The organism is Rhodohalobacter sp. (assembly GCF_034521535.1).
GTDB lineage: Bacteria > Bacteroidota > Rhodothermia > Balneolales > Balneolaceae > Rhodohalobacter.
Genome location: NZ_JAXHMF010000006.1, coordinates 250,222 through 272,337 on the forward strand (window position 1 = coordinate 250,222; position 22,116 = coordinate 272,337).

The window sequence follows — 22,116 nt, forward strand, 5'->3', positions numbered from 1 at the left end:
GCTTAAACTTATAGTGTGGACATAAAAAAACCTGACAAGATATTACTCCTATCAGGTTTTCGTGTTTTAAGTTCTTACTATACTATCTGTTTACATCTAGCCTGGTTTCGCGAATGATGCGAGACAGCCATGCTTCTTCCTGAACGGTATTCTGAATTTCACGAGTGTAGGAAATGGCCTCATCAGGATCTTCAAACCCTTTGTAAGCCACAAAGTAGTAATCCGTAGCTGGATTAAACAACATGTGAGCTTCATAACCCCGATCTATAAATCGGTCATAGAGCCGGTCTGCATTATTTTTTACGAGGAATGAGCCGCCAATGACATAGAAGTTAAGATCACTATAATCTCCGTTCATGTTTTCCATTTCCATTTCACGCCATTCGCCGGAGTATTGTGACAGATCCCTTCCCTCTACATTACCTTCCTGAAGCTTACGGGCTTCAAGATCTGCTTTTATTCTGTTTATCTCATCTTCATCAATCGTTTGTGGTGTGCGTGTCAATTCCACCTGCTCTTCCACAACATTAACTTCGTTAGTTTCCATATCTTCATTCGATTCAACATTATCTGGATCAACAGTAACACCTGATCCAAGTGCCGGCTCCGGAGATTTAGGGCTTACGTATTCAAAACGATTTCTGTGTCGTTCCTGCGACTCATCAATAAGCTCTTGTTGAGACTGGAATTGTTTGTCAAACCTTTCTGCAATAGGATCTTCAAGTTCAGCCTGCAATAATATAATTAATTCATTCTCCTGAATATCGGAGGAGTTATATCCGAACAGATATCTAAGTCCAAAGAACCAGCCTGGAAGATCTTTTAAAATAGGAATTCCCCTTCGAACCTCAGCTGTCTCTGTTCGGTAAAGACCTGCAATTACTGTACTCTCACCATCCAGAAGAAGAGCATGTGTTTGTGCCGTCTGTTTGCTGATAACGGTACTAACCGGATCGGGCTGCGCGGAAGACCGTTCAGCTTCAATTTCAAGATAGATCAACGTTGTATCAGCATACTGAACAATTTGAGGTGTAACCTCCAAAATTGTACCGGTACTGAAGAACTGGTCAGTAACATTACCTGCAAAGTCTCTCTGTTTAATTGAGAAATCCTCACCTACCTGAACTCTACCCAGTTCACCATTCATAACTTTAACAGAAGGTGTAGCCAGGATCTGTCCCAGGTTATCAGCCTCAAAAGCACTGAAAAGAGCCTGAACTTCAATTCCGCTGCTTCCGACCTCACCAAAGTTTACAATAGAGTTAAATACATTTTGCGATACGTTTTGAGCTCCCCTGGCATTAACATTTACAAAACTGTTTTCAAATTCAGATGTAGGAATCTGGCCGTCGGTTCCACCTCCTCCACCGCCTCCGTCTTGGTTTACAAGATCAGCTAAATTTTCAGGAACTCCGCTAGTCAGTGTTGACCAATCCACACCAATCTCCTGCAAGGCTCTTTTACTGCCTTCAAAAAAAGTAGCGTTAATTCTAACTTCTCGTGTTTGAGTGTTTACCTGAATTTCTGAGTCGGCAGCAGTTCCCGGTGCGGCCCCCGGCCCTTGTGCTTGTTCACCTCTTCGCTGAACGAGCTGTTGGGCATCAGCCTCTGCACGTGTTACAATTTCATATACATCAGGCTCTTCAAAAGCGACGAAATCCTGAACCCGCAGAATGTAATCCAACGCTTCCCGCCAGTGCATAGCAGGCAGTGTAACGCCAATCGGGCCCGTGTACCCTGTGCGATCAATGATAAAACGATTTTCGTACTCCTGAGCAAATGTATTTAAAACATCAATGGCTTCGGTGAAAGTTGTTCGCCGATCCAATGATATCATTTCATCAGGATTTGTGAATTCCCTGGGGTAACGATCCTGCGCCGTCGTTGATTCTATCGCTGTAATCGCGATAAAAATACAAATCAAAAAGGCTGCTATATTTCTACTGTTCATAGTATTTATGATTGATTTCATCGTTGTACCTCCAGTGTAACCACGTCTATAATTCCGCCTCTGTTAAGCCTGAATATGGCAGATCCTTGTTGCATGTTAATTTGTTGAAGTGTTCCCAGATAAACCCTGTCGTTTACTCTCAGCGTAACCATTTGTCCGTTCTGATCCATCAGATACACTGACGATCCGGTCAGGCCGACTATTCGACTCTGATCCACATTTGGCAGACCATCTTCGTTTGGCGGCACATTTCGGATAAGCGGAAAGAATGGATTATGATTGGATTCGTTTGTTCTGAATGCGATATCAGGTGTCTGGTTGTTGTTATCAAATACTCCTACACGATCGTAATGACTCTGCAATTGAAATGTGAAGTTAACATTTCGATAACCCACTTCCTCACCGGATGGAGAAAGCGTGACACCATTAATTTTTTGTACCGGCTCACTGTACTCTATGGCATTGATAAAACGTACCACGCTTCTGTAAGGACCGGATCCGTTTATTTCAGAATTGATAACTCCGTATTCTTCCGAACTGGTTGAATCTCTAAATGTGAAATTAAAATTCACCCCGGCCCCTTCATTGATTAAAGAGAGAAACCGAAAAATTTCATCTGCATTATTATTAGAAAATATTGTCTTATCAAATCCTTCAATTACAGTTGTAGCCTCCGCATACTGCTCACGCAGCATTGGAACCAGCTCTGCTGTTTGAACATCCTGCCGGTAATCATTTTCCAGACTGACCTGGCGCTCTTCAAGCTGTTCAATTTCGGCTTTTTGAACAAAGTGCATGTAAGCATAACCGGCTCCATTAATAATTATCAGAGCCAAGAGTAAAATCAGAGTATTTCGAAGACCGTACGACATAGACTTTTTCTCAATTAGTTAATTAGATCATTTAGACTTCGAACATTTTCAGGGGTATATCTGCTTGTATCATCAATCACGGATCGAATCATCATATTGAAGTAAAATACTTCCCGTTCACGCACCTCTTCCCTTTGAACTGACAGTAAGGTAACGGAATCGAACTGATTTGCGAGCATGGGGATTCTTTCACGATTGAGCGAATATCCATCAACCATCAGAACATCATTATTCTGCCTGAATGAATTGATCCAAAGTCCGCCTACCTCTTCTGCAGCCTGATTAAAATGATCAATTGTAACAGACCATTTGATATTCTCAGCACTTAAAGCACCTAATAGCTCCAGCTGATTCTGCATCTGACCTAACTTCATAGTCAAATCTTCAGACTCCTCTACCAACGGCTGAAGGGATTGAATATCACTTTGCAGTCGATTGTTCTGCTGCTGAAGCTGATCAATTTCTGCTACATTTGCCTGATAGAAGTGATTTAAGATAACCGGGCTTGCACCGATTAGGATCAAAAGAATAAATCCGTGCCATTGAAGTTTGAAAATCTTTTGTCGATCAGATACATATTCGGGAAGGAATGAGACTTCCGGATATTCACTTTTACCCACATTTGCAGCCACACTCGCGATACCGATAGCCGTAGTAAAACCCGGCACGATATCTTTCATCGTATCACCGTAGGTAACCAATTCTTTATCAAACCTGAAGTCTTCAACTTTCAGATCAGGAAAATTCTTTCTGAAGAAATCCGTGGCATCTTCACCAACCGTGTTATTAAAAATCACAAATCGATCCAGACCGGGTATTTCCCCTGTATCGAGCTGAAAAAGTACTTTAGAAAAGATGGTATTTAAGAAATTTTTATCCTTCGTTCCCTCATTTATCACGGGTGATACTTGAAGAATCTCATGGCCGCGTACGAAAACCATCCTGCATTTATCGGGGCTAAACTGAACCAAACCGGTAATTTTTTTCTCATCCTTCTCGTAGTGATTTCTAAACAAGCCAACCATCGCTACTTCATCGGGTACAACGTCGTTTATATAGTAGTTTTCACCGAAACGATCGCCGGCACTGGATACCAACTGTAGCGTTGGAGACTCTTCATCAATTGAAGCAATTACCAGATTTCCGTTTTCTCTCAGAAAATATTCGTACAGATCTTTATTTGGCTCTGAGCCATAAATAGCCTGAAGTTTTTCTACAACTGCCTGTTGAACTTCTTTTTTCTTTTGTTCTTTAAAGTTCTCATTTTTGACGATCTGAAAAATTGTATTACCGGATTCAATATTCAGAGCGAGCGTAACCTTACTTTTTTTGAAGTCATCCAGATACTGAACCAACAATTCTTCGTTGGTCTTCACTACAGAAGACTCTTCAACAAGATCCGTATCATCAAAATCTTCTATTGACGAATCATCCAGGTCGTCCAGGTCTATTTCAGTAAGCTCATCCAGTCCCGAATCATCATCCTCATCTTCGTCTTCAAGATCTAATCCAAAAATGTCATCAGAATCCTCCTCAGAGAACACATCTTCACTTGAGACATCCTCTTCCAGGGCAGACTCTTTTCGTCCGGATTTAATAGGATCGATTAATTTTAATTTATCCAGCCTCAAAAGTTCAAAACCCTTTTTTTGAGGTTTAATCCGGGCAATCTTCAGATGATCGCCTTCAAGACTAATGCCAATATATTCACGAGATTTAAACATCCGGTATACGTTATGTTAGTCTAATCCAACTCGTTGAAAAGTTGTTGAATTCGTTTCTTATTGTTCGCGTTGTTGAACGCTTCTTCTTTAGAAATCCTGCCTTCATCATACAAGCGCTTTAGATCCTGCTCCATCGTATTCATTCCCAGTTCACTACCCTCATTCAACATCTGATAGATCTCATTCACATTGTTATTGCGAATGGCGGCTCGAATAGAAGGCGTAACTAAAAGTACTTCTTTTGCCAATACACGTTTTCCGTCGAGACTGGAGACAAGTTTCTGGCTAATAACACAGGTTAAAACATCAGCCAGTCGATTTCTCACACGATCTTGTTCATCAGTTGACACCTCACCCAAAATACGCTCTATACTCTCCATCGCTGATGAGGTGTGAAGTGTACCGAATGTTTTGTGACCTGAGTCAGTAATCTCAAGAGTTGTTGTAATTGTTTCAGGATCGCGAAGCTCACCAATCACAATTACATCGGGATCCTGACGCAGAGCCTGTACGGCTCCGTCCTTAAATGATGTTACATCACGGCCAACTTCCCTGTGACGAACTACACTTCGGATTGGATTGTGAATCAATTCAACCGGTGACGCAATGACTACAATATGAGCGTCCACTGTTCGGTTGTTGGCGTCTATTATCGTATCAAGCGTACTCGACTTACCTGAACCGGTAATTCCCGTTACGAGGGTTAAACCGTATTTATAATATTTCAGACTGAGTGCCTTCGCAATTTCAGGATGAACCCCAAGTGTTTTGAACGGACGAATTTCCGTATCAATCTTACGCATATTAAGAGCCAGAGCCTCGAGATCCATATACATGTTGGCACGATAACGCCGGTTTCTGTTCCCTTCAGTCTGAATTGTATAGGAGAAATCCAGACTTTTCTTTGTCCATCAACTGATCGCGCTGGGTCTGCGTAAGCACATTGTGAAGTAAAACATCCGTTTCACCGATGGGAAGTTCAACTTCCATATTAAGCGGAGATTTTTTACCGAATACCCTGTACCAAATTTTACCGTTACAGCCGTGTCCGCCCACATCAATATCGGAAGCCTCAATCTTTTCCATGTAGATAAGAAAGGCGTTCAGAGATTTTCTTAAAATTTTTCTCTGATCTTCAGGTAGATCATTCACCATATTCCCTATAGCGGCGTGATACTCAAGTCCTTTTTTAGACTCCGGTATCTGAGAGGCAATCTTTCCGCAAATTTCCCGAATAGGTTTAAATGATATCGATGTACTCATGCAGCGTTTTTAGTTAGGTAATTTACCGAATATAATTAATGTAGATGATTTTTAAACTTTTAATATTCAGTGAGTTTAAACTGAATGTTAATCCAACGAAAGTATTTCCACGCCTAAAACACAATTTTTTGATTCTGAGCGGAACTCAACAAAACTATTTATACCTTCCGAACTATAGGTAAAGAGTACCCTAAACTGCGATTGTTACAAAATACCTGAACCTAAAAGCATCAGCTGTTACTTCCAGCTTTCATTCCCCAAAAGCCTTTTTTTTAGATTCAGCAGCTGAATGTTCATATTTTCAATTTTCTTCTGCTGAATCTCTATGATATTCTTAGTAAAAATGTTGAACAGCTTCTCAGGCCGCCGCCTAAAGTAGTTGAGTACATCATATCTCTGAAATGCCAGTAAAATGGCGTTCTCCTCACACACAACTTTGGCCATACGGTTTTGTTTGCTGAACAGGAATGTTTCGCCTATAAAACTGCCTTCATCTAAAACGGCAAGCTGAATTTCATCTTTCCAAACACCAACTTTTCCTTCCCCAACCAGATAAGCTGTTTGTACTCGGTCATGTTCATTCACGATCGTTTCACCCCGGAGGAAACGCTCTTCATTACCCAATTCAAGAAAAGACAGGACATCTTCATAGTGAAAATTCTTCAACAGATGCGGCGGATCCTTCAGCAGGTTCCGCATATACAATGGCATCATATTTAATTTATTACTGTCCGATCTGGTCATATTAGTCACCTACGCTTCATTTAATCATCCAGGGTAATTGCAATAATCTCATCTACTGTGGTTATCCCTTCCTTAATTCGCTCACGGCCTGATGCACGCAATGTAAGCATTCCGTTCTTGACCGCCTGATTTTTTATTACCTCCTCGTCAATGTCGCCACCTGCTTCCAAAATAATACGTTTTATATCTTTACTGAAAAAGAGAGCTTCGTGAATCGCAGCACGCCCTTTGAACCCGGTTCCATTGCACTTTTCACAGCCTACTGCTTTATAAAATGTTCCGTTCTCAATCTCTTCTTCCGTAAAACCAATTCCTCGCAATGTTTCCGGATGGGGTTCATACTGCTCCTTACACTTGCAAAGACGACGAATTAATCGCTGAGCCATTACCAGGTTAACAGCGTTGGCAATCAGAAATGGTTCAACACCCATTTTAAAAAGTCGGGATACGGCACTCGGAGCATCATTAGTGTGAAGCGTAGAAAAAGTAAGGTGACCTGTGTTCGCCATCTTAATAGCAATTTCAGCGGTTTTAAGGTCACGCATCTCACCTACAAGTACAATGTCAGGGTCATGACGAAGAATCCCGCGAATCGCCATATCAAAGGTCATATTGTTACTGATCTTCAGCTGACGGGCTCCTTTAATCAGATACTCAACCGGCTCCTCAACCGTAAGAACATTTTTAGTCGGATCAATCACATAGTAGAGAGCTGCAACAAGCGTAGTCGACTTACCGCTACCGGTCGGTCCCGTGATAATACAGATACCTGACGGCTTCTCGATCGCCTTCACAAAATCTTCCTTCGCCTTTTTCTGAAGGCCGAGAACATTAAGATCAGTAATTACTTTACGGTCATCCAAAACCCGGATTACAACCGATTCAAATTTTCGATCAAACTGAGCCCCTACCATCGGCATGATGGAGACACGATACCGGATGTTGTGATTATCCACACTTCGCTGAATAAAACCATCCTGAGAGCTGTCGCGCTCAAAACGGTCAACATTCCGTGTTTTATCTTTTACAACAGCGGTGATCGCTTCGGGTTTCACATTTTTCTGCTGATACCACAGCTGCAGCTTACCGTCTGTTCGGAATCGAATATCGGTGGTAGTTGGGCCGCTCGGTACAATGTGCATATCACTGACGCCCTGCCGAACACCCTCCACCAGCATTCCCTCAATGAGGGAGTTGAGCATACTTTGGTTGATTTCGGCTTCAATCTCCTCCTCGTCAACCTCCTGGGTGTCCTCTCCCATCTGAGGCTCTTCGTAGTCAATTTCCTCGAGCAGGTCCAGAAATTCATTTTTCTGCTCGTACACATTCGAGAGAATATACTCGATCATCTCATACCGGCAGTACTCTATATCAAACTCTTTGAAATTAAGCCGGGAGAGCGTACCGGAGAGCTTTGGGTCTGATGGATCAGCTGCAGCTATCGTCAAACTGGTCGTTGTTTTATGAATAGGAACTGCTTTCTGATGAGCCAGTTCATCCACAGTCTCCTGCGGAAGATCATCCATATAGCTTTTAATATCCTGAATTTTATCAGGGGGTAAATCAGTTCTGCCTGCAAACACCTCATCAAAGGCGTAAATATCGGCTATCTGTCGCATCACCTCATGACGGTCCAGATTCAGGTCCTGATAGAGAATCTGTCCGATACGCCGGTTTGAGTGTTCAGGCTCTTCAGATAGGATTTTCAGAGCCATAGAGAGCTGCTCATCCGTGATCACTCCCCTGCTGCAGAGAAGGTCTCCAATATGTGTTCTGGTATTTACTTTACCCATGTTAGAGAGATTAGTGATATCAAGGGTTTAAGACAAGCACTATTTAATGTGAATGCAAATGGAATTTCGATGATCAATATAAAGTGTTAGAACGTAGAATCGCTATTATTAACCAATATTTCAATAACAGATTGAAATTACTGTGATTAAATTATTCAAAGATTTGTTCGAGGATATGAGTGAGAGTTGGTTGTCTGTTACCCTGTATTGATTTATTCCACATTGAATTATATTGATGAAATTCCCCTCCTTTTTAAGGAGGGGATTGAGGGGTGGTTAAAATCTACACAGTTTTGTAGTTCTAAATAATTTCGCTAAATGACCGCCTCATTACTATTTGTAGCTCCAAACTATACACCCTGTTCGGCGGATGATGATTGTTGCACCGTATACCCTGCACTGCGCTATCGCTTGTACAGGGCTATTCACATTCTGCCCTGCCAGGGCAGTTTTAATCCCAATGGCGTAGCCATGATAACACATCATAGCCTACCAATTCATTCGTGGGAAGATGGCATTCAAAAAAATAAACAGCCTCATAGGGACGTTTCACAATTCATTTGAAAATTAAGGCAATGATACGATCCTGAATTGAGCGAATTTTCAGTAGACGGCGTAACTACAAACACCTCAATATATTCCAATTCTGATACGCCGTTATTTATAAAATATCTCTTGTCATTTCGACCGAGTATAGCGAGTGGAGAAATCTAATGAAGCAAAACATGGAAAGCTTCGAAGACTATTTTTTAAAAAACCATTTGGTAAGTGACCGCCTCTATTCTATTTGAAGCTCTTATCCAAGCCCTCTGTTCGGCGGGTAATGTTTATTTTACCTTGTACCCTGCACTGCGCTAACGCTTGTACAGGGCTACTCACATTCTGCCCCGCCAGGGCAGTTTAAATCTCCCAATGGCGTAGCCATGGTAACACATCATAGCCCGCCAATTCATTGGCGGGTGGATAGGCATTCAAAAAATAAACAGTCCCATCGGGACGTTTCACAATTCATTTAAAAATTAAGGCAATGATACGATCCTGAATTGAGCGAATTTTCAGTAGACGGCGTATCTACAAACCCCTTGATATATTCCAATTCTGATACGCCGTTATTTATAAAATATCTCTTGTCATTTCGACCGAGTGTAGCGAGTGGAGAAATCTAAGGAAGCAAAATATGGAACGCTTCGAAGATTTTTAAATGTATACGTAACCTAAATGATAACTCTCTGTCACATATATCGAGTGGAAAGATCCTATCATCCCCACTACTTCGCATATGCTTCGTAGAGCAGACCTGTCCCTTCAAAAGGGGAAACTGCAAACCCATTCATAGGTTTCACATACGAGTTTACCAAACATAGCTTTAGCGACGGCTGGACATGCATTCCGGATAAGCACTGTGGCATCAGTCGGCACGAGTCAAGTCCAAATTCCCTACTGCGGATTCATATCGATCAGCGCAGACTCGGAAGAGACCACCGTAATCGCGATCAGCGCAACCATAATGAAAAGGTTGATGAAGAGGTTGATCGTATCAATTACCGACTCCATCTTATAGGTTGTCTGCACTTCATAATAATCAGCCAGCTGCTTGGCGTTCTCCTTCAGAGCACCGGATTCAGCTCCCAGCCTGAAACGACTAATCGCCGTTGTGGTAAATACACCGGTGTTCTCGATAGACTCAACCAAACCGGCACCGTCCTTCAACATACTCTTGATGGCTACCTCTTTAATCTGCTTCTCCATGTAGGAGTTACGGCAAGCCTCTGAGGCCACTTTAATCACCTCAATATTTTGCCCGGAACCGCTGTAAAGCGTAAAGAATACACGGGCAAAAATCTCAATACTGGTTTTGTGGAGCAGATCCCCGATGACCGGTATTTTTATGATATACTTATCCAGAAACAGTTTTCCTTTCGGAGTCCTCACGTACCAAATAAACAGTGAAATCGGTATAACGTGGGCAAGCGTGAGCACAATCCAGTTATCCGCCAGCCAATAGCTTAATTCCAGTGTCGCAGCCGTCATGGGTGGCAGTTTGATATCAAACTCCAGGAAAAGCTCCGCCGTAGCCGGGAAAATATATCCCACATAGAAAAGAATGGTTCCAACAACGGCAAGAACCGTAATCGTCGGCATCAACAGGGATCGCCTCAGGTTCTTTTTAAATTCCGCATCCCGTTCCAAAAATTTCGCAGTACTCTGAAATACCTGGGCCATGTTACCCGACGTGGATGCCACGCTGAGCATGTAGGCGGCAAACTTTCCAAACACATCCTCGTGCTTGCCATACACCTCCTCTCCCTCTTTACCGTCTTTGAGATCTTTCTGAATCTCCTTGATCACCTCTTTCATACGCTTGTTCTGCGTATCCTCATAGAGAAGGCCCAGAATCTCGTCATAGGGAAGCTGCTGGTTTAACAGGTCGGATGAGAGACTTACAAACGTCACAACATCCTGTGTCGGAACCCCGCCTTTAAAATCAAACAGTTTTTTATTAACGCTGATAACCTTATAGCCCAGCTTGGTCAGTGCCCGCTCCACTTCCTCTTTGCTGTACGCCTCCTGCTCGCCCGACTGCTTCGCCTTGCCCGGCCGCTGGACCTTATACATATAGGTCTCTTTCTTATCCAGGGCTTTTACCTGCACGCCGTTTTTGGCCTCCAGCTTTTTAACCTTGGCCTGAGCCTCTTTTTTATTCTGGGCTTCAAACTCGGTTTTAATCGGTTTGCCTGCGGCGGAAATAGCTTTTAAACGAAATTGGGCCATGTCTGAGAGATCATTGATTTATTGGGAGATATAGATATGGAATAATTCCCTTATCAACAAGACTGTTTATTAGGTAAAATGTTACAAAAAATAGAGATGAATTCAATAGATCAGGGATCATCCCGGTCCCAGTCAATTGAATCTCTCGTGAAATTGTAGCCGTTAATACAAACCCTCTTTCTGAAGTAGCAATAATTTCAAACGAATCATCATTGATTTCCCCCAATTCATATAGAGCATTATCATTCTCTTCCGGAAGTGAAATCTCTCGAAGAGTGATTCCCTGATATCCCCCATTTCCTCCACCTAAAACATCAGGTTTAAGAGCATAAGCATTTGCATTGGATTGGGCCTGCAGGATATCCTGACGAATGGCATCCATGTTTGCATCCTCAGCTGCGGATTGAAAAGTGTTAATGGCAACTACCGTTGCCAAACCTACAATGATAGTCACCAGTATGACTAATAATAATTGTTGTTGCCCCATTCTTAAGTACCCTTTTTATTTCTTATTCAATTAATCTGAATAATCTACTTAATTATTGAGAATAAGACTGATTGATTAGAAGGGTTTATACTTGATTATGCAGGATTAATTCAATATTCAATCCAAAGGAAAGAAACCCTGACCCCAAAAACGTGGATACAGGTTTCTGCCCGGATATTGTTCTGAGTAAGCTTTATACATTTCAGGCAGTGATAGAATTTCCGGATAGACTATAATAAGAACAATCACTAAAGAGACTAACATAGGCTAGTACCGGGATTTTATCTGACTTTACTCCAGCTTGACTTCTTTTATAGTAACCGATAAACCAGGATAGAATGAGAACCAACCACATCTGGCTTAAGTGGTGTATGCATAACACCGCTAAAAAAAGCGTGACAACAAGCCGCAATAAATGACCAACTCATCACTATGAAGTTTAATCGATTTGCAGAACCGGGCTTTGTCTCTCCGTATTTTTTCCACGCAAACGAAGCTGCGATAAAAAACAGTATGGCTATAGAGATAAAAGCGATTATTCCCCATTCACTGAGAATTTGCAGGTAGTAGTTATGAGGGTGTCCCACAAACTGAGTAGGGCCGATTTCACCATAGTGACCGGGGCCAATCCCAAACCATGGATTTTCCCACCAAACTTCCAGTGCTCCCTCCCATCGAAATGTTCGATTATTGTTGGTTCTCAGCACTGCCTGGCCTGAACCGGAGTATGGAAGATCAAACAGAAGATATTTTAATCCCCATCCGGCTAAAGATGAAAGGACAAGAGGTTTAACAAGTGGAGTAAAATCTTTTTTGGACACAATCCACAAAAATGCGCCTGCAACAAATACGCTTAATGTAGTGCCCCGCCCTCCGGATTGATACAGCAGCATCCACCAAATAGATATCAGAATAAAAATCAGAGGTGAGAAATTTTTATACCCTTTGGATCTCTTTAAGAATACAGTAAGTCCAATGAGTAAAGGAAAAGTCCACGTTTGTGTGTGATTAAAAAACCTTCTATTGACAAAATAAAGGATTTCTTTTCCTTTCACATGATACATCACCAATATTTACATAGTAGATGATCTTATGTGGCCAAATCAGAAATAAATGGATCTAAACATAGATGACTGATATAATTACCTATCAAAATGACTATATATAAACCCGGTAAAGATTAACGCTGTAGCATAAATCACCTTACCAAGCCAATAGTGTTCTTTTAAAAAAGTTGATGAAATTAAATAGGAGAGGATTAACAAGATTATGTGAAAAAGCACATCAACAACTGCTTTTTCAGGATAGTTACTTAAAAATATCGAATATAGTGTACTGAACAGAAGAGCTACTAGCACAAATTTCAAACCTAATACATTCTATCACCTGTTGAAATGGGTGTATATCGTAGTCTTTAATTTTCCAACTATTAATTAGACCAATGTAAATAAAATCCCTGCAAGTGTTAATACATCCAAGCTGAAGAATTCTTTTACTATCATAGAGACTGTATAGCCAAGAATTTGTAAATAAGCTCCAAATAACTAAAAATGTTGCACAATATTATGATACAATCTTTTTCATAGACAAAAAAAAACCTCTCAGATTTTAAAACTGAGAGGTTTAAATTTATGTAAAATACGTTATGAGTCTGTATAGACATTGATCTGGCAGGATGCAGCTACATCTGGATCTTCCATTCCAATACCATAGTTCACATACTCGTGCTTCAGTTATCGTTCCACTCTGAATCATTAGCTGCAGTTGATAGTACAAGTGACCATTCGTGCCAGTTGCTAACTGTACCAAGCATGTATGTTCCATTTTCATTTGCTGCCTAGGTCACCTGCATGCATTAACCGTTCCAGCAAATGTAATATCATCTGAAAGTCAATTCCATCAAACTTTCTTCCACCTCCACCAAGCATTTGTGGTTTCATGTAATATCCCTGTGCAGCAGCTGCAATTGAAGCCATATCTTGACGAACGGCATCTACGTTAGCTGAATCCGCAGCAGATCCAAATGTGTTAATAGCCACAACCGTCGCGATACCCACGATGATTGTTACGAGAATTACGAGTAATAATTGTTGTTGACCCATGGTTGTTTACCTGTTTGTTTGTGTTAAGTTAAATTGAGTTTCGAAAGTGAATTTCCGTTGTGGAAATAGGTTTCGGTTGTTGGTTATTGTTTAAAGTTCGTTGTTCGTTTGAATGAATCACACTGATAAAGAGTAACGACTGTTTGGATTGTTACAAATTTATTTTGATCAATCCGTTACGTCTGTCGCTCTGAAACCAAGATGACAACTTTCAGACTATGATGCAGTTAAGCTTTTCTAAATTTGAAGAGGTAGTTTTAAACTCTTCTAATTGCATCAAATCGGTGTTCCATCCCTGTTTTCACCGTCTATTAGAGTATAAGACTATTTTTGTTAAGGTCAATACCAAAGTGAGTACCTCCATTTGTTAAGCCCGGATTAACGCTAAAGCCAACTTCGTTAGAAGATTGTTCAACTTTAAGGACAATCGCGGATTTGATTTGTTACAGAATAATTTAAAATCTGATAAATATAACCTTCCAAGGATTTGGAATCCTTGGAGGGTTCGTAATTTTTTAAGGCCGTACCTTCGCTTTCGTTCCGCTTATGGTTTTTCTGGCAGTTCCGTTTGGTCCCGCAACCTCAATTGTAATCATAACAGGTGTCTCATTTGTCACATCCGGATTCGCATCATCTATAATGAAGCTGTAATTGGTTACATCCAGATTATTGAATGAGCTGTTCGGAGCACCAATGGTTATGTCGAGATCTCCCAACAGATCGATTTCATTCCCATCTACCGTTACCGTAACAGTGGTTCCTTCTGCCATTGGGTTCCCGTTAGCATCCATCACGGTGTAATCAAACTGCTGATCTTCCGCATTAAGGATGTCAAACGTCTCCGGAGTCACTGTAATAATGGGTGAATCGGTAAAGAGTACATTTGTGGATATCGATATATTCTGTTCGGTATCGTTGGCAGTAGTTGCGGTAATGGTTACTTGTCCGTTGGCCGGAATTGGGTTGGCAACCGTTAAATTCGCTGTAGCTTCACCGTCAACAGTAAATGCCGATCCCTGGATAAATCCGCCGTCTGTGGTAAAATAGATCGCCGTACCATCGGGCACCCTGTTTCCGTGAATATCCCCGGCCTTCACTTTAACCGGATACTGTCCGTTTTCTTCAATTGCAAAATTCCTTCGTTCAGGAATAATTGTTAAGTGAGCCTGGCTTGGCAGCCCGGCATGAATCACAACCTGAACGGGTTTAGAAGATCGGACGGTAGTACCGTCAGCCATAGTAAATTCAGCAATCACCTGAACCACACCGGCCAAGTTACCGCTAATTACCGTTGCAGTGGCTTCCCCGTTCGAGTTTGTGGTAACCGTCTCATCCGTGATATACTCACTTCCGCCCGGTCTCGCACCAAATCGGAAATCGACATCCACACTGTTCTCTTTCGTTAACGGATTACCGTTTTGATCCTCCACTACGAAAGTCAGTTGGGTTGTTTCTTTCTGTCCGGTTGATTGAACTCCGATATCAGTCGCGGTTACAGATTCCAGATAGACAGATGCCGCTTCTGCCAATGGCGGCTCAGGCGCGTCAAATTGTAGTTTATTAGATATATTTCCATTCGGACTATTTACATCAACGTTAATGACTGCATCTTCAGTGATAATTCCTCTCCACCCGGATTACGCGTTCGGAACTCAAATTACTGTTACGCCCGGTCCTGCCGTTGTTTCATCGCCAAGTGCCACCTGGCTATCTCCATCCAATATCAGCTCAGGATGATCCATGCTCACTTCAAGTGAAGTTCCTTCTGCAAGTGGATTCCCGTTCTCATCTTCTAAGCTTACCGCAAACGTTTGCGAGGTGAAGTCTGCCAGGTCCACGGTTTCCGGAGTCACCGCCAGCTGTGGCTTGCCACTGAACAGAATGTCGAGTTCTCGAGAAATACGGGTGCTGTTCTCATCAACCGTCTCCACGCGCACGGTTGCAATACCCGGCGAGGTTTGATTGGTTTGCAACTGGGATGTGGCGTAGCCGTTTGCATCTGTTGAAGCTGATCCGTTGATCGTTCCTTTATTGGTCGAGAAATATACCGCAGTGCCTTCCGGTACAGTATTTCCATATTTATCACCCAGCAGAGCGGTAATCGTTAATGGCTCTGAGCTGAGTGCGGCGATGCTCAGCACGACCGGAACTGACTTTCAAAATGATCGTCTTCATCCGGATAACCGCCACTGATGGTAATCTGAGCCGGAGCCGATTGAATACCGGTACCCGAGATTTGTGCAACTACCTGAACGATGCCAGACTCGGTTCCACTGTGAAGTGTAGTCACGGCCATTCCCTGGTCATTTGTCGTGGCTGTCTGCGGAGAAAATCGTTCCCCGCCGTCAGGGTGCGATCCAAATGTAAATTCAACTTCTGCACGGTTTTCTTTTCCAAGAGGATTGCCAAACTCATCAAGTACCTGGAATGTAAGTGAGGAAGACTCTATACGACCTGACTCTTTCACATGAATGTTGGTTTCCGAAATTTCAGTGAACTGAATAGCATCAGGCTCTCCGAAAATAGCATCCGGTGCTGTAAACGTTAAGTTCCGTGTAACGATGCCATTTGGCCCATCGGCACGAACAGTTACGGTTACATTTTGAGTGATGGGTTCATCATCTGTCTGTCGTAGCTCAAACTCAAACTCCGTGACTCCTTCACCGGATTCGGTTTCGTCACCAATGGTAACATCGATGTCACCGGAGAGGGTGAGCTGATCGTTATTGACGTCAACACTCAATTGTGTTCCCTCAGCCAGCGGGTTACCGTTTTCATCCTCCAGAGTTACAGCAAATGTCTGTGAGGTGAAGTCCTCCAAATCAATATCATCAGGAGTGACGGTAAGCTGTGGCTTGCCACTGAAGAGGATATCGAGTTCTCGAGAAATACGGGCGCTGTTCTCATCAACCGTCTCCACGCGCACGGTTGCCGTTCCTGGCGAGGTCTGGTTGGTTTGCAGCTGGGATGTGGCGTAGCCGTCTGCATCTGTTGAAGCTGATCCGTTAATGGTTCCCTTGTTGGTCGAGAAATATACCGCAGTGCCTTCAAGAGCCGTATTTCCATAACGATCCCCAATCAAGGCTCTGATCTCGGTCGGGTCAGAAGTTGCTGCCGGTATATTCTTTTGTCCGGAGCTAACTTCAAAGTGATTGTCGTTGGGCAGTCCGCCGCTGATGGTAACACTGACAGGTTTTGACTGTTCTGTATTTTCATCGCGCGTAAAGCTGGCTCGTATCTGAACCACACCGGCTGCGGTACCACTTGTTAGCGCTGCTTTGGCAATACCGTTTCGTGTGGTCACAGTTTCCGGATAGATACTTTCACCGCCTTCGGGACCCGATGCGATCTCAAAATGAACATCCACGGCGTTTGACTGAGAAACCGGAGTGCCCAAAGAATCAGTAATCAAAAATTCAAATTCAGTTGTTTCAATTCCGCCAGCTTCACGCACCTGAATGGTTTCATAAGACAACGATTCGAAGGTGATAAATGCTGAACCTTCAGATTCATCGCCCGGTGGAGGAGGTGTATCTTCGTCCCCATCGTCGCCACCCTCTGACGAAGCCAAACGGAATGCAGGAAGTTCAACATCACGTTCGGGGATTGCCAGAAACTCTTGCGTATCTGCTGCATAACCCTCTTTTCGAACTTCAATAGTGTAAGTAATCGTTGAGTCCACTTGCAATTCAAACAAGTAATTGCCCGCTTCATTGGTTGTTGTAACTATTTCAGGCGCAGGGTTAATGATACGAACTATAGCATCCTCCAAAGGATTTTGATTGGCATCTGTTACCAATCCTGTGACTGAACTTGGCTCATAATCCGGAGTTGAAGTTGTTTCGCATGAAGTTAATGTTATCGCAACGGCAGATAGTATTACTATATATAAAGAAAGGTGTTTAAAATTTATCATTCTCTTAGTCTGTTTATTGTTTTAAGTATCCAGATAATCAAGTTGAGGTTATTTTACTTTACACAAGTCATCTTTTCTATGAGAAAGTTCATCAGTATTAAACCTGAATTTTCTGAACTTTATCCCTTAACATTCTGATGTAGAATAAAAAAGATGATCTATGCTTAGTCATTTCCTAACCGGAAGGAGAGAATGGAGACCCAATTGTTACAAATGCTTTTGTCGTTAATTTTCATGCATTAATTCGACAATAATTATTCATAATAATCCGGATCCTAACCTGAAAATACCGCAATATTCAGCGAGTTGTCTATCAAACTAAATAGTGGTTTTCCGCCTCAACATAATCGGGAGATTTAAATTAATCTCTCTGTTCGGCGGTGACCTGGTTAGATCTTTTTTCCTGGGGTTCCGCTCTGCTACACCCCAGGCTAATTATGTTTAATCCCTGCGGGATTGGGTTCGAGCCTGGATCTCTTTTCTCTATCATCAATTTTAAATTTGAAATAAAGAAGTCGGACGTTCGGTGATTCGTCGTTCATTTTAGTTGGGATCTGAGTTATAAAACTATCACGTATGCGCGCGTGAACAGATTAAATTTCAGCTTACAAACATCATACGCCGCGTCCTAACCCCAACCGACCTGTCATATCGAATACTATGACTAAATCAAGTGAATTAGGCTGATTTTTTCCATTTTTGTTTCATGTTCTGAATATAGTTCGGATCATATTCTGATTGATTATTCCACATAGCGCAGTACAATCGAATCAACTTGTTAATGATGTTATTGATGACGAGCAGCTCGTGTTTCCCTTCCTCGATTTTACGCTCGTAATACTCCCGGTAGTGAGGCTTGTGATTGGCCACACTGCGGGCAGCCTGGTGCATTAATTTACGCATTTCTGAATTTCCGTAACCGGTGGATCGATCCGGGCTTTTTACCGAACTCCCGGAACTGCGCCCGTGAGGTGCAAATCCAAAACGAGAGGAGATTTTCCGGGCATTTAATTGGTCTTCTCCGGTAAACAAACTCAGCCAAAACCGTCCGATTACCGGACCGATTCCGGGAGCCGTTCTCATGATCTGATGACGAGCCGTTAAAGCTTCATCCTGACTAATCAACTCGTCCATCGTTTCCTCAAGGCGTTTAATGTGTTGGCTGAGCAGGTTAATTTGCTGCGTCCACATGCCAGTTAATTGGTCCATGTCTGCATCGTGGATATCGGCTTCGGTGAGTTTACTTTTCAGGGCCGCTCGTCGGTCAACCATCTTTCGCCGTTCGCCCTGAAGCCGCTTGAGTTGTCCCATGGCCGGGCTAGGGGCTTTGCTCAGAGATAACCGGTCACTGAAGCGAACTCCGTAGTCCGCTAATGCTCGTGCATCGTAGCGATCATCCTTGCGGTGATGCTCGGGTGTGATTTTATTCAAAGCCGTAGTTTTTACCACGGCATGGGCCCATTCTTCGCACGTGGTCCATCGAAGCAGATGCTCCCCATAACGACCGGTGTGTTCACTGATCAGAATCGTCTGGGAGCATTCCACCTGCCGGTCATCCAGCCAACGGCCAAGCCGGGCAAATCCTTCGGGGTTGTTGTCTACCTGTAGATCCCACCCCTGAGTAGTCTTTCGATCCAATAAATAACAGTCCAGGCATTGTTTTGAAATATCAATTCCTACTACAAATCGCCATGTAATTGTAAGTTCCATCGTGAATCCTGTATTTTTCGAATATTATAATGAGAAACCTGCCAATGGTAGGCCGCATCCCGACTCTTTTACAATCGTAAAGGTTGCATACTATTTGGGTTATCCGGTCTACCTGCCCCGACAGGTTTGATTCGAACTTTGGGTTTTACCCTGAGCACATCATAAACTGTCTGTCGGGGATTGGTAGGTTTTGTTTAAAACCAACAAAACTTTCTTGAGGAAGTCTAAAGAGCAGGGAGGAACAAGAACCGGAGGAATTCATTGGAACACTGTATATATGAGAGATCTCTCGACTTCGTCACCTCCGCTATCGCTTTGGTGTCTGCGCTCGAGATGACAGGATACCAACATTACAATAACGGCGGATTTGGTTTTCAAATAAACCAGTACTCATCACACCGCCGCAATCAACACTATTGGCTATCTACAATTCTCTTATGCGGCGTAAACCAGAACCAATTTCAGCCTCCAAGTGTCATACGCCGCGCTCTGAACCCCAGCTCCTTGTCTTATCGAGCGCAGGTAGGAACGAAGAGACGACCGGAGTCGAGATATCTCCTGGATTGTAAATTAGCAGGTATAACACGAAGATGTCTCTTCTTCGTCCAAAAAACTGGCCTCCGCTACCAGTGATAGATTATGAAAAACTTCTGATTGCGTATCAAACAGCTCACTCCCCTCAAGGGGAGAATTATTATGTCACCTCTGAAATAATTTTGACCTGGTTGTGCAAAATTAATCACTCGAACTGACGTACCTTCACTCCTATAAACTCTTCTGCTCGGTCTTTACCGGAAGCGTTACAATAAACCGGGCCCCGCCGTCTTCGGCGTTTTCCGCTTTGATCTCTCCACCGTGATGCTCTACAATATCCTCAGAGATTGATAATCCCAAGCCAAGGCCAAACTTTGCACCGGTCTTTTTGGTGGAAAATTTTGGTTCAAAGATCTTCTCCAGATTCTCTTCCGGTATTCCCGGCCCTGAATCTTTTATTGACACCCAAATCACCTCTTTAGTCTTCCCATTATCATTTTCTTTCTCACCGGTTCCGCAGCGGATATCCAGACTGCCTTGCTTTCCCATCGCATCAGATGCATTCAAGATAATATTAGTCCAGGACCTGATTGAGCCCGGCGGCATCAGCCCTGATTTCGGGCACTTCCGGCAGGTCCAGATAGAGATCGTAGAACTTCACCCGGTTACTGGTCAGCTGAAGCGTGTCGTGAATTCCCTCACGGATATCAATCCATTCGTAGCGGTCTTCCGTATCCGAGCGGCTGTAGCTTTTCAGGGATTTCACCAGACCCGCAATTCTCTCTCCTGCCGTCTCTATGTTTTGAAACATCTTTCCAAATTCAAACTGATCAAGCAGATATTGTATCTGTTCCGGATTGCCGTCCGTCACTTTATGAAGCATATCTGCATATCCCTTCCGGCATCTGAGCGATGATCCGGACCTGCGAATTCCCAAATCAGGAAAAACCTCTTTTAACTGTTTTGAACGCTCGCGAATGGTTTTGGTATCGGGAAACCCGGCATTTCTTCCCAGCCCAAAAAACTGTTGTCCGGTTTGATGAAGCTCAGAGTCACTCTCACCGTACATCTTCTGCATCAGTTGATGAAGATGTTTCTCAAGGGTATCCGTTGACCGCAACAGAGCCGCAGTCGGGTTATTCACTTCGTGCGCAAAGCCGGCCACCAGCTGTCCCAGTGTTGCCATTTTTTCCTGGTGAACCAATGCCTTTTGGGCATCCTGAAGATCGCGATACGCCTGCCTCAGCTCATTCCGCTCTTTCTGAAGTTTGGTGTTTACCGAATCGAGCTTCATCTGAAGTATGATCGTTTGACGATATCGCTCCAGCAAGTTCACCATGATCAACTCATCCAGATAGCCGTCCAATTCAGGATGAATATCAATCAACCGATTCACATCTTTTTTGGGGATACGGAGAAAGCGGCAGTTTTCCTGCGTTTTAGCGGTGGTAAGTGACGGGAGTCCTGTGATGAATGAAATAATGCCGATCAGGGAACCTGAACCCAGATGCTGAAGCGGAAACTGGACATCGTTATACGGCTTCTGTTTATATAGCTGTACATCGCCATCCAGAAGAATATAGATGTTATTGAGCGGCTCACCCTCCTTAAAAATGATAATACCCGCCCCCAACTCAAAAAGGTACTTCTCGGCCTGGCCGTTCTCATCCAGTACCCGGTGCAACAATCCGGTTACCTGATCTCGATCTTCCAGCCATTGTGAGCCGAGTTTAAATTTCATTGATCCGTCATTTTTCGTCCGGTTCTCAAACTCTCAGCAATTCTTTCTGAATCTAAAATCTTCATATATGGAAGCAGGTCTTTCACATGTTCGATCACATAATCAGTCAATAGATTTCGGGTGATATCAACCAGCTCCTCTTTTTGCCAGGGTTTGGCGATGTAGTGTTTCAAATCCGCTTCGTTTACTGCTTTTACGGTTTCATCAAGTCCGGCCTGACCGGTAATCAGTACTTTTCGGGTCGATTTGGTCTTCTCCTCTTCTTGCATTTCAACGAGCAGCTCTACTCCGTTTTTACCCGGCAGAACGTGATCGCATAATACCAGCCCGATTTTCCCGTCTTCTGCCAGAATTTCCTCGATGAGTGCTTCCGCTTCTTCAGCGGTATCCGCCATCTCCACGTTAAAGTACTCTTCAAATTCGGTGATGTCCCGGACTATGGAGTCAAGAACTTCCGGTTCATCTTCAATAACCAATATGTAAATTTCTGATTTCATAGCTTTGAAT

General features: G+C 43.1%; 18 protein-coding genes. All 18 read right to left on the reverse strand.

The window, feature by feature from the left end:
- Positions 1-82: 82 nt before the first annotated feature.
- The 18 genes from U5K35_RS13465 to U5K35_RS13550 all read right to left on the reverse strand — a co-directional run bounded on the left by U5K35_RS13465 (position 83) and on the right by U5K35_RS13550 (position 22,106).
- Positions 83-1,951, reverse strand: coding sequence for a type II and III secretion system protein (locus U5K35_RS13465; RefSeq protein ID WP_322572010.1), 1,869 nt, complete (start codon positions 1,949-1,951; stop codon positions 83-85).
- Positions 1,952-1,968: 17 nt separating this feature from the next.
- Positions 1,969-2,787, reverse strand: a complete 819-nt coding sequence (pilO, locus tag U5K35_RS13470; RefSeq protein WP_322572011.1) for a type 4a pilus biogenesis protein PilO — start codon at positions 2,785-2,787, stop codon at positions 1,969-1,971.
- 50 nt (positions 2,788-2,837) lie between these two features.
- Positions 2,838-4,547, reverse strand: coding sequence for a PilN domain-containing protein (locus tag U5K35_RS13475; RefSeq protein WP_322572012.1), 1,710 nt, complete (start codon positions 4,545-4,547; stop codon positions 2,838-2,840).
- Positions 4,548-4,567: 20 nt separating this feature from the next.
- Complete coding sequence (locus tag U5K35_RS13480; protein WP_322572013.1) at positions 4,568-5,377, reverse strand: type IV pilus twitching motility protein PilT; 810 nt, start codon at positions 5,375-5,377, stop codon at positions 4,568-4,570.
- Positions 5,378-5,414: 37 nt separating this feature from the next.
- Positions 5,415-5,810 carry a hypothetical protein gene (locus U5K35_RS13485; RefSeq protein ID WP_322572014.1) on the reverse strand — a complete coding sequence of 132 codons (396 nt, stop codon included), beginning with the start codon at positions 5,808-5,810 and terminating at the stop codon, positions 5,415-5,417.
- A 237-nt stretch (positions 5,811-6,047) separates the two neighbouring features.
- Positions 6,048-6,524 (reverse strand): cyclic nucleotide-binding domain-containing protein, encoded by a 477-nt coding sequence (locus U5K35_RS13490; RefSeq protein ID WP_322572015.1) that lies wholly within the window; start codon positions 6,522-6,524, stop codon positions 6,048-6,050.
- A 50-nt stretch (positions 6,525-6,574) separates the two neighbouring features.
- The gene (locus U5K35_RS13495) at positions 6,575-8,347 is read right to left on the reverse strand and encodes a GspE/PulE family protein (protein WP_322572016.1); all 1,773 of its coding nucleotides are present in this window, start codon (positions 8,345-8,347) and stop codon (positions 6,575-6,577) included.
- Positions 8,348-9,784: 1,437 nt separating this feature from the next.
- Positions 9,785-11,119: a type II secretion system F family protein gene (locus U5K35_RS13500; protein ID WP_322572017.1), complete on the reverse strand. Its 1,335-nt coding sequence runs from the start codon at positions 11,117-11,119 to the stop codon at positions 9,785-9,787.
- A gap of 10 nt (positions 11,120-11,129) precedes the next feature.
- Positions 11,130-11,606: a hypothetical protein gene (locus tag U5K35_RS13505; protein ID WP_322572018.1), complete on the reverse strand. Its 477-nt coding sequence runs from the start codon at positions 11,604-11,606 to the stop codon at positions 11,130-11,132.
- 311 nt (positions 11,607-11,917) lie between these two features.
- The gene (locus U5K35_RS13510; RefSeq protein ID WP_416221643.1) at positions 11,918-12,499 is read right to left on the reverse strand and encodes an O-antigen ligase family protein; all 582 of its coding nucleotides are present in this window, start codon (positions 12,497-12,499) and stop codon (positions 11,918-11,920) included.
- 933 nt (positions 12,500-13,432) lie between these two features.
- Positions 13,433-13,708 (reverse strand): hypothetical protein, encoded by a 276-nt coding sequence (locus U5K35_RS13515; protein WP_322572020.1) that lies wholly within the window; start codon positions 13,706-13,708, stop codon positions 13,433-13,435.
- A gap of 515 nt (positions 13,709-14,223) precedes the next feature.
- Positions 14,224-15,237, reverse strand: coding sequence for a hypothetical protein (locus U5K35_RS13520; RefSeq protein ID WP_322572021.1), 1,014 nt, complete (start codon positions 15,235-15,237; stop codon positions 14,224-14,226).
- 123 nt (positions 15,238-15,360) lie between these two features.
- Entirely contained in the window at positions 15,361-15,849 is a 489-nt protein-coding gene (locus tag U5K35_RS13525; protein ID WP_322572022.1) for an Ig-like domain-containing protein, read from the reverse strand.
- Positions 15,843-17,624, reverse strand: coding sequence for an invasin domain 3-containing protein (locus U5K35_RS13530; protein ID WP_322572023.1), 1,782 nt, complete (start codon positions 17,622-17,624; stop codon positions 15,843-15,845). The genes U5K35_RS13525 and U5K35_RS13530 overlap by 7 nt, the downstream gene beginning before the upstream one ends.
- A gap of 678 nt (positions 17,625-18,302) precedes the next feature.
- Positions 18,303-19,334 carry an IS110 family transposase gene (locus U5K35_RS13535; RefSeq protein WP_322572024.1) on the reverse strand — a complete coding sequence of 344 codons (1,032 nt, stop codon included), beginning with the start codon at positions 19,332-19,334 and terminating at the stop codon, positions 18,303-18,305.
- A gap of 765 nt (positions 19,335-20,099) precedes the next feature.
- A complete protein-coding gene (locus tag U5K35_RS13540; RefSeq protein ID WP_322572025.1) occupies positions 20,100-20,474 on the reverse strand; it encodes an ATP-binding protein in 375 nt (124 codons plus the stop codon).
- Entirely contained in the window at positions 20,443-21,609 is a 1,167-nt protein-coding gene (locus U5K35_RS13545; protein WP_322572026.1) for a cyclic nucleotide-binding domain-containing protein, read from the reverse strand. The genes U5K35_RS13540 and U5K35_RS13545 overlap by 32 nt, the downstream gene beginning before the upstream one ends.
- Positions 21,606-22,106: a response regulator gene (locus U5K35_RS13550; RefSeq protein ID WP_322572027.1), complete on the reverse strand. Its 501-nt coding sequence runs from the start codon at positions 22,104-22,106 to the stop codon at positions 21,606-21,608. Before U5K35_RS13550 ends, U5K35_RS13545 begins: the two co-directional genes overlap by 4 nt.
- Positions 22,107-22,116 lie beyond the last annotated feature (10 nt).